This window comes from Lysobacter antibioticus, assembly GCF_000731095.1.
Taxonomy (GTDB): domain Bacteria; phylum Pseudomonadota; class Gammaproteobacteria; order Xanthomonadales; family Xanthomonadaceae; genus Lysobacter; species Lysobacter antibioticus_B.
On the sequence record NZ_JMTZ01000085.1, the window covers coordinates 20213 to 33036 of the forward strand.

Sequence of the window (12824 nt, forward strand, 5' to 3'; positions counted from 1 at the left end):
CGATTCGTAAGATCAATATTTCCTGAGGTTATTCAAATGTCCCTTTCCAACGAACAAATCGTCGAAGCCATCGCCGAAAAGAGCCTGATGGAAGTCATGGAACTCGTCCGCGCGATCGAAGAGAAGTTCGGCGTTTCCGCCGCTGCTCCGGTCGTTGCCGGCGTTGCCGCCGAAGCCGCTGCTCCGGTCGAAGAGCAGACCGAGTTCAACGTCATTCTGAAGGCTGCCGGCGAGAAGAAGGTCGAAGTCATTAAGGCCGTCCGCGCCATCACCGGCCTGGGCCTGAAGGAAGCGAAGGACCTGGTCGAAGGCGCTCCGCAGACCGTCAAGGAAGTCGTCTCGAAGGCCGACGCCGAGAAGTTCAAGAAGGACCTCGAAGCCGCTGGTGCAGCTGTCGAAGTCAAGTAAGTCGTACTTGCGTCGCCGAGTCACTTTGGCGACCACTGAAGGCTGGGGACGAAAGTCCCCGGCCTTTGGCCGTTCCACGGGAACCGATGTTCCCGGCGTCATCCGAGTTACCAGTCGGAAGTAGCGGGAGAAGGCGTGCTGGTGCCGGCAATACCAGCGACTTCCCACTGGCAATTTTCCCTTGTTCCCCCGGACCGCGGACGCGCGGTCTGCCCGGAAGGACGCCACGGCGGCTTTCCCGGCCCATTAAAGTTAATCGAGGCGGTAGCTCACCATGACCACAGCTTCCACGAACTATTCGTTCACCGAAAAGAAGCGCATCCGCAAGGACTTCGGCAAGCGCAAGTCCATCCTCGAAGTGCCGTTCCTGCTCGCGATCCAGGTCGATTCCTATCGCGAATTCCTGCAGGAGCACACCGACCCGGCCAAGCGCGCCGATCGCGGCCTGCACGCCGCCCTGAAGTCGGTGTTCCCGATCTCCAGCTACAGCGGCAACGCTGCTCTCGAATACGTCGGCTACAAGCTCGGCGACCCGGTGTTCGATGAGCGCGAGTGCCGCAACCGCGGCCTGTCCTACGGCGCCCCGCTGCGCGTGACCGTGCGCCTGGTGATCTACGACCGCGAGTCGTCGACCAAGGCCATCAAGTACGTGAAGGAGCAAGAGGTCTACATGGGCGAAATCCCGCTCATGACCGACAACGGCACCTTCATCGTCAACGGCACCGAGCGCGTCATCGTCTCGCAGCTGCACCGTTCGCCCGGCGTGTTCTTCGATCACGACCGCGGCAAGACCCACAGCTCGGGCAAGCTGCTGTACAGCGCCCGCATCATTCCCTACCGCGGTTCCTGGCTCGACTTCGAGTTCGACCCGAAGGACGCGCTGTTCACCCGTATCGACCGTCGCCGCAAGCTGCCGGTCACCGTGCTGCTGCGCGCGCTCGGCTACAACAACGAAGAAATGCTCGCCGAGTTCTTCGAGATCAACACCTTCCACATCATGTCCGAGGGCGTGCAGTGGGAGCTGGTCTCCGAGCGCCTGCGCGGCGAAACCCTGGACTTCGATCTGGCCGACGGCGACAAGGTCATCGTCGAAGCCGGCAAGCGCATCACCGCGCGCCACGTCAAGCAGCTCGAGCAGTCCGGCATCGCCGCGCTGGCCGTGCCCGACAGCTACCTGGTCGGCCGCATCCTGTCGCACGACGTCGTCGACACCCGTTCGGGCGAACTGCTGGCCTCGGCCAACGACGAAATCAGCGACGACCAGCTCGCTGCGTTCCGCAAGGCCGGCATCGAGTCGGTCGGCACGATCTGGGTCAACGACCTCGACCGCGGTCCGTACATCTCCAACACCCTGCGCATCGATCCGTCGAAGACGCAGCTGGAAGCCCTGGTCGAAATCTACCGGATGATGCGTCCGGGCGAGCCGCCGACCAAGGACGCCGCGCAGAACCTGTTCCACAACCTGTTCTTCACCTTCGAGCGCTACGACCTGTCGGGCGTGGGCCGGATGAAGTTCAACCGCCGCATCGGCCGCAAGGAAACCCTCGGCGCCTCGGTGCTGTACGACGCCAAGTACTTCGCCGAGCGCAAGGACGACGAGTCCGTGCGCCTGCGCAACGAGCTGGGCAAGACCTCGGACATCCTCGACGTCATCCGCGTCCTGACCGAGATCCGCAACGGCCGCGGCGTAGTCGACGACATCGATCACCTGGGCAACCGTCGCGTGCGTTCGGTCGGCGAAATGGCCGAGAACACCTTCCGCGTCGGCCTGGTCCGCGTCGAGCGCGCGGTCAAGGAACGCCTGTCGATGGCCGAGTCCGAAGGCCTTACGCCGCAGGAACTGATCAACGCCAAGCCGGTGGCCGCCGCGATCAAGGAGTTCTTCGGCTCCTCGCAGCTGTCGCAGTTCATGGACCAGAACAACCCGCTGTCGGAAGTCACGCACAAGCGTCGCGTGTCGGCCCTCGGCCCGGGCGGCCTGACCCGCGAGCGCGCCGGCTTCGAAGTGCGCGACGTGCACCCGACCCATTACGGCCGCGTCTGCACCATCGAAACGCCTGAAGGCCCGAACATCGGCCTGATCAACTCGCTGGCCGTGTTCGCCCGCACCAACAAGTACGGCTTCCTCGAGACGCCGTACCGCAAGGTCGTGGACGGCAAGGTCACCGACGACGTCGAGTTCCTCTCGGCGATCGAAGAGAACGAGTACGTCATCGCCCAGGCCAACGCGCCGCAGGACGACAAGGGCATGATCAGCTCGCAGTTCGTCGCCTGCCGTTACCAGGGCGAAACCCTGCTCAAGCCGCCGTCCGAGATCCACTTCATGGACGTCTCGCCGATGCAGACCGTGTCGGTCGCGGCCGCGCTGGTTCCGTTCCTCGAGCACGACGACGCCAACCGCGCGTTGATGGGCGCGAACATGCAGCGCCAGGCCGTCCCGACCCTGAAGGCGCAGAAGCCGCTGGTCGGTACCGGCATCGAGCGCGCCGTGGCGCGCGACTCGGGCGTGACCGTGAATGCGCTGCGCGGCGGCACGATCGAGCAGATCGATGCGGCCCGTATCGTGGTCAAGGTCAACGAGTCGGAAATCTCCGGCGTCACCGATGCCGGCGTCGACATCTACAACCTGATCAAGTACACGCGTTCGAACCAGAACACCTGTATCAACCAGAGCCCGCTGGTCAAGGTCGGCGACGTGATCGCCCGCGGCGACGTGCTGGCCGACGGCCCCTCGACCGACATCGGCGAGCTCGCGCTCGGCCAGAACATGCTGGTCGCGTTCATGCCGTGGAACGGCTACAACTTCGAAGACTCGATCCTGCTCTCCGAGCGCGTGGTCGAAGAGGATCGCTACACCACGATCCACATCGAAGAGCTGACCTGCGTCGCGCGCGACACCAAGCTGGGGCCGGAGGAAATCTCCGCCGACATCCCGAACGTCTCCGAGCAGGCGCTGAACCGCCTCGACGAGTCGGGCGTGGTCTACATCGGCGCCGAAGTCCGCGCCGGCGACATCCTGGTCGGCAAGGTCACGCCGAAGGGCGAGAGCCAGCTGACCCCGGAAGAGAAGCTGCTGCGCGCGATCTTCGGCGAGAAGGCTTCGGACGTTAAGGACAGCTCGCTGCGCGTGCCCCCGGGCATGGACGGCACCGTCATCGACGTGCAGGTCTTCACCCGCGACGGCATCGAGAAGGACAAGCGCGCCCGCCAGATCGAAGAGTCGGAAATCCGTCGCGTCAAGAAGGACTTCGACGACCAGTTCCGCATCCTCGAAGCGGCGATCTACGACCGTCTGCGTTCGCAGCTGATCGGCAAGACCGCCAACGGCGGCGCCGGCCTGAAGAAGGGCGACACGGTCACCAGCCTGGTGCTCGACGGCCTGAAGAAGTCCGATTGGTTCACCCTGCGCATGAAGGACGAGGAAGCGATCGAAGCGATCGAACGCGCCCAGAAGCAGATCGACGTCCACCAGAAGGAATTCGACCGCCGCTTCGCCGACAAGCGCGGCAAGATCACCCAGGGCGACGACCTCGCGCCGGGCGTGCTCAAGATGGTCAAGGTGTTCCTGGCGGTTAAGCGCCGCATCCAGCCGGGCGACAAGATGGCCGGCCGTCACGGCAACAAGGGTGTCGTGTCGACCATCGTGCCGGTCGAGGACATGCCGTACGCAGCCGACGGCCAGACCGTCGACATCGTGCTGAACCCGTTGGGCGTGCCGTCGCGTATGAACATCGGCCAGATCCTCGAAGTGCATCTGGGCTGGGCCGCCAAGGGCCTGGGCCAGAAGATCCAGCGCATGCTGGAAGCGCAGCAGAAGATCGCCGAACTGCGCAAGTTCCTCGACGACATCTACAACCACGACCAGAAGCTGCACGGTCAGCGCGTCGATCTGAAGCAGTTCACCGACGAAGAGCTGCTGACCCTGGCGCACAACCTGGTCGACGGCGTGCCGATGGCGACGCCGGTGTTCGACGGCGCGGCAGAGTTCGAGATCAAGCGCATGCTCGAGCTGGCCGAGCTGCCGAGCAGCGGTCAGACGATCCTGCACGACGGCCGCACCGGCGAGGCGTTCGAGCGTCCGGTCACGATCGGCTACATGCACATGCTGAAGCTGAACCACCTCGTCGACGACAAGATGCACGCGCGTTCGACCGGTCCGTACTCGCTCGTCACCCAGCAGCCGCTGGGCGGCAAGGCGCAGTTCGGCGGCCAGCGTTTCGGCGAAATGGAAGTCTGGGCGCTGGAAGCCTACGGCGCGGCCTACACCCTGCAGGAAATGCTCACGGTGAAGTCCGACGACGTGCAGGGCCGCAACCAGATGTACAAGAACATCGTCGACGGCGAGTACGAGATGGTCGCCGGCATGCCGGAGTCCTTCAACGTGCTCGTGAAGGAAATCCGCTCGCTCGCGATCAACATGGAGCTGGAAGAGAACTGAGGACCGCCGGGAGTCGGGAATGCGGGAGGGAATCGCGAAAGCGTTCCGTCCCCGTCCCGAAGCCCGATCTGACGACTCCCAATTCTCGATTCCCGATTCCCGGAGAAACCCATGAAAGACTTGCTCAATCTCTTCAACCAGCAGCGTCCCGCGCTGGACTTCGACGCGATCAAGATCGCGCTGGCGTCGCCCGACCTGATCCGTTCGTGGTCGTTCGGCGAAGTGAAGAAGCCGGAAACCATCAACTACCGTACCTTCAAGCCCGAACGCGACGGCCTGTTCTGCGCCGCCATCTTCGGACCGATCAAGGACTACGAGTGCCTGTGCGGCAAGTACAAGCGCATGAAGCACCGCGGCGTGGTCTGCGAGAAGTGCGGCACCGAAGTGACCCTGGCCAAGGTGCGCCGCGAGCGCATGGGCCACATCGACCTCGCTTCGCCGGTCGCGCACATCTGGTTCCTGAAGTCGCTGCCCTCGCGCATCGGCTTGATGCTCGACATGACCCTGCGCGACATCGAGCGCATCCTGTACTTCGAAGCCTACGTCGTGACCGAGCCGGGCCTGACCCCGATGGAACGCGGCAACCTGCTGACCGAAGAGCAGTACCTGACCGCGCGTCAGGAGCACGGCGACGACTTCGAAGCCGCGATGGGCGCCGAGGCCGTGTACGACCTGCTGCGCACGATCGACCTGCAGGCCGAAATGCTGCAGCTGCGCGAAGAGATCGCCTCGACCAACAGCGAAACCAAGCTCAAGCGCCTCACCAAGCGCATCAAGCTGGTCGAAGCCTTCCTCGAATCCGGCAACCGTCCGGAGTGGATGGTCATGACCGTGCTGCCGGTGCTGCCGCCGGACCTGCGTCCGCTGGTGCCGCTGGACGGCGGCCGCTTCGCGACCTCCGACCTGAACGATCTGTACCGTCGCGTCATCAACCGCAACAACCGCCTGCGCCGCCTGCTCGAACTCAATGCGCCCGACATCATCGTGCGCAACGAGAAGCGCATGCTGCAGGAGTCGGTCGACGCCCTGATGGACAACGGCCGTCGCGGCCGCGCGATCACCGGCACCAACAAGCGCCCGCTCAAGTCGCTCGCCGACATGATCAAGGGCAAGCAGGGCCGTTTCCGTCAGAACCTGCTGGGCAAGCGCGTCGACTACTCGGGCCGTTCGGTCATCGTGGTCGGCCCGACCCTGCGTCTGCACGAGTGCGGCCTGCCGAAGAAGATGGCGCTGGAGCTGTTCAAGCCCTTCATCTTCGCCAAGCTGCAGCGTCGCGGCCTGGCCACCACGATCAAGGCCGCCAAGAAGCTGGTCGAGCGTGAAGAGGCCGAGGTGTGGGACATCCTCGAAGAGGTGATCCGCGAGCATCCGGTGCTGTTGAACCGTGCTCCGACCCTGCACCGTCTCGGCATCCAGGCGTTCGAGCCGGTGTTGATCGAAGGCAAGGCGATCCAGCTGCACCCGCTGGTCTGCACCGCGTTCAACGCCGACTTCGACGGCGACCAGATGGCCGTCCACGTGCCGCTCTCGCTGGAAGCCCAGCTGGAAGCGCGCGCGTTGATGATGGCGTCCAACAACATCCTGTCGCCGGCCAACGGCGAGCCGATCATCGTGCCGTCGCAGGACGTCGTGCTCGGCCTGTACTACATGACCCGCGCCCTGGAGAACAAGGCGGGCGAGGGCATGGCGTTCGCCAACGTGGCCGAAGTCAAGCGCGCCTACGACAACCGCGTCGTGCAGATCCACGCCAAGGTCAAGGTCCGCATCAGCGAGATCGTGATCAACGAGGACGGCACCCGCGAGCCCAAGACCTCGATCGTCGACACCACCGTCGGCCGCGCCCTGCTGCGCGAGATCCTGCCGGACGGCCTGCCGTACGCGCTGGCCAACACCGAGCTGACCAAGAAGAACATCAGCCGCCTGATCAACTCGTGCTACCGCATGCTCGGCCTGAAGGACACGGTCGTGTTCGCCGACAAGCTGATGTACACCGGCTTCGCTTACGCGACCCGCGCCGGCGTCTCGATCGGCATCGACGACATGATCATCCCGGGCGAGAAGAAGGGCATCCTGGCCGAGGCCGAGACCGAAGTGCTGGAAATCCAGCAGCAGTACCAGTCCGGTCTGGTCACCGCCGGCGAGCGCTACAACAAGGTCGTCGACATCTGGTCGCGCACGAACGAGCGCGTGGCCAAGGCGATGATGGACGCGATCGGCACCGACACCGTGGAAAACGCAGAAGGCAAGCGCGTTCCGCAGAAGTCGATGAACTCGATCTACATCATGGCCGACTCCGGCGCCCGCGGCTCGCAGGCCCAGATCCGTCAGCTGGCCGGTATGCGCGGCCTGATGGCGCGTCCCGACGGCTCGATCATCGAGACGCCGATCACCGCGAACTTCCGCGAAGGCCTGAACGTTCTCCAGTACTTCATCTCGACCCACGGTGCCCGTAAGGGTCTGGCCGATACCGCGTTGAAGACGGCGAACTCGGGTTACCTGACCCGTCGTCTGGTCGACGTGGCGCAGGACGTGGTCATCACCGAAACCGATTGCGGCACGCTCGGCGGTCTGACCATGACCCCGATCGTCGAAGGCGGCGACGTCGTCGAACCGCTGCGCGACCGCGTGCTGGGCCGCGTCGTGGCCGAGGACGTGTTCCTGCCGGGCAACGACGAGGATCCGATCGTCACCCGCAACACCCTGCTCGACGAAGCCTGGGTGCAGAAGCTCGAGGACGCCAGCGTCCAGTCGATCAAGGTGCGTTCGACCATCACCTGCGAAAGCAGCTTCGGCGTGTGCGCCCACTGCTACGGCCGCGACCTGGGCCGCGGTCACCTGGTCAACCACGGCGAAGCGGTCGGCGTCGTCGCCGCTCAGTCGATCGGCGAACCCGGCACGCAGCTGACCATGCGTACGTTCCACATCGGTGGTGCGGCTTCGCGTGCCGCCGCCATCGACAACGTCACGGTCAAGACCACCGGTTCGATCAAGTTCAACAACCTCAAGCACGTCGCGCACGCCAACGGCCACCTGGTCGCGGTGTCGCGTTCGGGCGAACTGTCGGTCCTCGACCCGCACGGCCGCGAGCGCGAGCGCTACAAGCTGCCGTACGGCGCGACCGTTGCGGTCAAGGACGGCGCCGAGATCAAGGCCGGCCAGACCGTCGCCAACTGGGATCCGCATAACCACCCGATCGTTTCGGAAGTCGCCGGTTTTATCCGCTTCATCGACTTCGTCGACGGCGTGACCGTGATCGAGAAGACCGACGAACTGACCGGCCTGGCTTCGCGCGAGATCACCGATCCGAAGCGTCGCGGCTCGATGGGCAAGGACCTGCGCCCGATCGTGCGCATCGTCGACAAGAACGGCAAGGATCTGCAGATCCCGAACACCGACTTGCCGGCGCAGTACCTGCTGCCGCCGCGCTCGATCGTCAACCTGCAGGACGGCGCGCCGGTCGGCGTGGGCGACGTGGTCGCCAAGATCCCGCAGGAAGCGTCGAAGACCCGCGACATCACCGGTGGTCTGCCGCGCGTGGCCGACTTGTTCGAAGCGCGCAAGCCCAAGGACCCGGCGATCCTCGCCGAAGTCTCGGGCATCGTCAGCTTCGGCAAGGACACCAAGGGCAAGCAGCGCTTGATCATCAAGCAGGCCGACGGTGAAGAGCACGAAGAGCTGATCCCGAAGTACCGCCAGATCATCGTGTTCGAAGGCGAGCACGTGGAGAAGGGCGAGACCGTGGTGGACGGCGAGCCGAGCCCGCAGGACATCCTGCGTCTGTTGGGCGTCGAACCGCTGGCCGTGTACCTGACCAAGGAAATCCAGGACGTCTACCGCCTGCAGGGCGTGAAGATCAACGACAAGCACATCGAGGTGATCGTTCGCCAGATGCTGCGCAAGGTCGAGATCACCGACCAGGGCGACAGCAAGTTCCTGCACGGCGAGCAGATCGAGCGTCAGCGCTTCGTCGAAGAGAACGCCCGCCTGCTGGCCCGCAACGAGATCCCGTCGAAGTACGACCCGGTCCTGCTCGGCATCACCAAGGCCTCGCTGGCGACCGAGTCGTTCATCTCGGCCGCCTCGTTCCAGGAGACCACCCGCGTGCTGACCGAGGCTGCCGTGCGCGGCACCCGCGACGGCCTGCGCGGTCTCAAGGAAAACGTGATCGTCGGTCGTCTGATCCCGGCCGGTACCGGCCTGGCGTACCACACCCAGCGCCGCAAGAACGCCTCGGGTCTGACCGACTCGGAAATGGAAGCCCTGTCGGGCCCGGTCTCGGCCCCGGCGGTCGAGGCTCCGGCCCCGGCGGCCCCGGTGGCCGAAGCGGCAGGCGAGGAGTCCAGCGCCTCCTGAGGCGCTGCGGCTCGTAATCGCACGGCAATACAGCTAAACTAGGTAATTCGGACGGCCTTCGGGCCGTCCCAGATCACGAAATGAGGCGCAGGGAGCGCCTCGTGTTCGGCCCAGGGCAGGGCGGGATCAATCGGAGTTGGAATGGAATTGGCGCTATCCGGCGCCGATTTCGTTCGTCCGCGTCGCTCGCGTTGACGGCCACGTCAAACGCGAGCTATACTTTTTCGTCTCGGTGGGTCGGGTGTATTCGGCTTGCCGTTCGTTTCTCACGAAGCGGCCGCCCGGCCCCTCATCAATAGAGTTCTAGATGGCAACCATCAATCAGCTCGTCCGCAAGCCGCGGCAGGCGACCACCTACAAGAGCGCCTCGCCGGCGCTGGCGAATTGCCCGCAGCGTCGCGGCGTTTGCACCCGCGTTTACACCACGACCCCGAAGAAGCCGAACTCGGCTCTGCGCAAGGTCGCCAAGGTGCGCCTGACCAACGGCTACGAAATCATTTCGTACATCGGCGGCGAAGGCCACAACCTGCAGGAGCACTCGGTGGTCCTGATCCGCGGCGGTCGCGTCAAGGATCTGCCGGGCGTGCGCTACCACACCGTGCGCGGCTCGCTCGACGCCGCCGGTGTCGCCAAGCGTCGCCAGAGCCGTTCCAAGTACGGCGCCAAGCGTCCGAAGTCCTAAGCGCGTCGTTTCGTCGACTGGCGCTTCGCGTAAGCGCCGGGTCCCGGAAATACGTCTACCAAGAATCACGAGAATAGGTACGCACCATGTCGCGTAAAGGTTCCACCCCGCAGCGTTCGGTTCTGCCCGATCCCAAGCACGGCAGCGAGACGATCGCGCGCTTCATCAATATGGTCATGCAGAGCGGCAAGAAGTCCGTCGCCGAGAAGATCGTTTACGGCGCGATGGACGTCATCGGCGAAAAGAGCCCGAATGCTCTCGAGCTGGTCGAGAAGGCGCTGACCAACGTCTCTCCGTCGGTCGAAGTGAAGTCGCGTCGCGTCGGCGGCGCCACCTACCAGGTGCCGGTCGAAGTGCGTTCCTCGCGCCGCATGGCGCTGGCGATGCGTTGGCTGATCGAGTCGGCGCGCAAGCGCGGCGAGAGCAGCATGCCGCGCAAGCTCGCCGCTGAACTGCTCGACGCCTCGGAAAACCGCGGCGCTGCGATCAAGAAGCGCGAAGAGACCCACCGTATGGCGGAAGCGAACCGCGCGTTCGCGCACTACCGCTGGTGATCCGAGCGCCCTGGCAACAGGGCCTTCGCAACATCCGCATGAGATGTTGCGGCGGCGGCGTAAAGGCCGCCTAGCGAACCGGAGGCCGCCCACGAGGCGGCGTCCGGCCATTTGGAATTCGAAAACTTATTACGAGAGGGTCCCGTGGCTCGCACCACTCCCATCGAGCGTTACCGCAACTTCGGCATCATGGCGCACATCGACGCGGGTAAAACCACGACGTCCGAGCGCATCCTTTTCTACACCGGCGTCAGCCACAAGATCGGCGAAGTGCACGAAGGTGCCGCGACGATGGACTGGATGGAGCAGGAGCAGGAACGCGGCATCACCATCACGTCGGCAGCGACGACCGCGTTCTGGAAGGGCATGGACAAGTCCCTGCCCGAGCACCGTTTCAACATCATCGATACCCCCGGACACGTCGACTTCACCATCGAAGTGGAGCGCTCGCTGCGCGTCCTCGACGGCGCGGTGTTCGTGCTGTGCGCGGTCGGCGGCGTGCAGCCGCAGTCCGAGACCGTGTGGCGCCAGGCCAACAAGTACTCCGTGCCGCGCATGGCCTTCGTCAACAAGATGGACCGTACCGGTGCCAACTTCGACAAGGTCGTCGAGCAGCTGAAGGCCCGTCTGGGCGCCTACGCCGTGCCGATGCAGGTGCCGATCGGCGCCGAAGAAGGCTTCGAGGGCGTGGTCGACCTGCTCAAGATGAAGGCCATCCACTGGGATGTCGCTTCGCAGGGCACCAAGTTCGAATACCGCGACGTGCCGGCCGATCTGCAGGCCACCGCCGAAGCGGCTCGCGCGTTCATGGTCGAAGCCGCGGCGGAAGCCTCGGAAGAGCTCATGGACAAGTACCTCAACGAGGGCGAGCTGAGCGAAGAAGAGATCGTCGCCGGTCTGCGCGCGCGCACCCTGCGCGTCGAGATCGTGCCGGTGTTCTGCGGCTCGGCGTTCAAGAACAAGGGCGTGCAGGCCATGCTCGACGGCGTGATCAACCTGCTGCCGTCGCCGTCCGACCGTCCGCCGGTCGCCGGCATCGACGAGGACGAGAAGGAAGACACCCGCAAGGCGTCCGACACCGAACCGTTCTCGGCGCTGGCGTTCAAGATCATGACCGACCCGTTCGTGGGTTCGCTGACCTTCTTCCGCGTCTATTCGGGCGTGCTGAATTCGGGCGACCAGGTGTACAACCCGGTCAAGTCGAAGAAGGAACGCGTCGGCCGCATCCTGCAGATGCACGCCAACCAGCGCGACGAAATCAAGGAAGTCCGCGCCGGCGACATCGCCGCAGCGGTCGGCCTGAAGGACGTGACCACCGGCGACACGCTGTGCGCGCAGGATCACATCATCACCCTCGAGCGCATGATCTTCCCGGAGCCCGTCATCTCGATGGCGGTCGAACCGAAGACCAAGTCGGACCAGGAAAAGATGGGTATCGCCCTGGGCCGCCTGGCGCAGGAAGATCCTTCGTTCCGCGTGCGTACCGACGAAGAGTCGGGCCAGACCATCATCGCCGGCATGGGCGAGCTGCACCTGGACATCCTCGTCGACCGCATGAAGCGCGAGTTCAACGTCGAAGCCAACGTCGGCAAGCCGCAGGTCGCTTACCGCGAGACCATCCGCAAGTCGGACGTCAAGTCGGACTACAAGCACGCCAAGCAGTCCGGCGGTAAGGGTCAGTACGGTCACGTCGTGATCGAGCTGTCGCCGATGAACGAGAAAGATCGCGCGCACGAAGACGTCGAGAACGATTTCCTGTTCATCAACGACATCACCGGCGGCGTGATTCCGAAGGAATTCATCCCGGCCGTCGAGAAGGGCCTGCGCGAGACCATCACCAGCGGTCCGCTGGCCGGCTTCCCGGTCGTCGGCGTCAAGGTCAAGCTCGTGTTCGGTTCGTACCACGACGTCGACTCGTCGGAAATGGCGTTCAAGCTCGCTTCGTCGATGGCGTTCAAGGAAGGCTTCCGCAAGGCGGATCCGGTCCTGCTGGAGCCGATGATGAAGGTCGAAGTCGTGACGCCGGAAGAGTACGTCGGCGACGTGATGGGCGACCTGAGCCGTCGTCGCGGCCTGTTGCAGGGCCAGGACGACACGCCGTCGGGCAAGACCATCAACGCGATGGTGCCGCTGGGCGAAATGTTCGGTTACGCGACGACCATTCGTTCGCTGACCCAGGGCCGCGCGACCTTCACGATGGAATTCGACCACTACGCCGAAGCGCCGAACAACATCGCCGACGCAGTGATCAAGAAGTCCTGATCGTAAGTGAGCCGGCCTGCCGGCCGGCTCACGTTCAAGCAATCAACAAGTAATTCCTTAAAGAGAGACAACCATGGCTAAGGGTAAATTCGAGCGCACCAAGCCGCACGTGAACGTCGGCACGATC

The 12824-nt window shown here is 64.3% G+C and carries 6 protein-coding genes; all 6 read left to right on the forward strand.

Going from position 1 to position 12824, the window contains the following annotated elements; translation table 11 throughout:
- Positions 1–36 precede the first annotated feature (36 nt).
- The 6 genes from rplL (at position 37) to fusA (ending at position 12697) form a co-directional block, all read left to right on the forward strand.
- Positions 37–408 (forward strand): 50S ribosomal protein L7/L12, encoded by a 372-nt coding sequence (gene rplL / locus EX88_RS0120040; RefSeq protein WP_031373759.1) that lies wholly within the window; start codon positions 37–39, stop codon positions 406–408.
- 274 nt (positions 409–682) lie between these two features.
- The gene (gene rpoB, locus EX88_RS0120045) at positions 683–4846 is read left to right on the forward strand and encodes a DNA-directed RNA polymerase subunit beta (protein WP_031373760.1); all 4164 of its coding nucleotides are present in this window, start codon (positions 683–685) and stop codon (positions 4844–4846) included.
- A 111-nt stretch (positions 4847–4957) separates the two neighbouring features.
- The gene (gene rpoC, locus EX88_RS0120050) at positions 4958–9199 is read left to right on the forward strand and encodes a DNA-directed RNA polymerase subunit beta' (protein ID WP_031373761.1); all 4242 of its coding nucleotides are present in this window, start codon (positions 4958–4960) and stop codon (positions 9197–9199) included.
- Between the two features lie 307 nt (positions 9200–9506).
- Entirely contained in the window at positions 9507–9881 is a 375-nt protein-coding gene (rpsL, locus tag EX88_RS0120055; RefSeq protein ID WP_031373762.1) for a 30S ribosomal protein S12, read from the forward strand.
- A gap of 86 nt (positions 9882–9967) precedes the next feature.
- Complete coding sequence (gene rpsG, locus EX88_RS0120060; protein WP_031373763.1) at positions 9968–10435, forward strand: 30S ribosomal protein S7; 468 nt, start codon at positions 9968–9970, stop codon at positions 10433–10435.
- Positions 10436–10579: 144 nt separating this feature from the next.
- The gene (gene fusA / locus EX88_RS0120065; protein ID WP_031373764.1) at positions 10580–12697 is read left to right on the forward strand and encodes an elongation factor G; all 2118 of its coding nucleotides are present in this window, start codon (positions 10580–10582) and stop codon (positions 12695–12697) included.
- Positions 12698–12824 lie beyond the last annotated feature (127 nt).

Coding starts and splice junctions, on each gene's coding strand:
- rplL (WP_031373759.1), top strand. CDS start 37: ATGTCCCTTTCCAACGAACAAATCGTCGAAGCCATCGCCGAAAAGAGC.
- rpoB (WP_031373760.1), top strand. CDS start 683: ATGACCACAGCTTCCACGAACTATTCGTTCACCGAAAAGAAGCGCATC.
- rpoC (WP_031373761.1), top strand. CDS start 4,958: ATGAAAGACTTGCTCAATCTCTTCAACCAGCAGCGTCCCGCGCTGGAC.
- rpsL (WP_031373762.1), top strand. CDS start 9,507: ATGGCAACCATCAATCAGCTCGTCCGCAAGCCGCGGCAGGCGACCACC.
- rpsG (WP_031373763.1), top strand. CDS start 9,968: ATGTCGCGTAAAGGTTCCACCCCGCAGCGTTCGGTTCTGCCCGATCCC.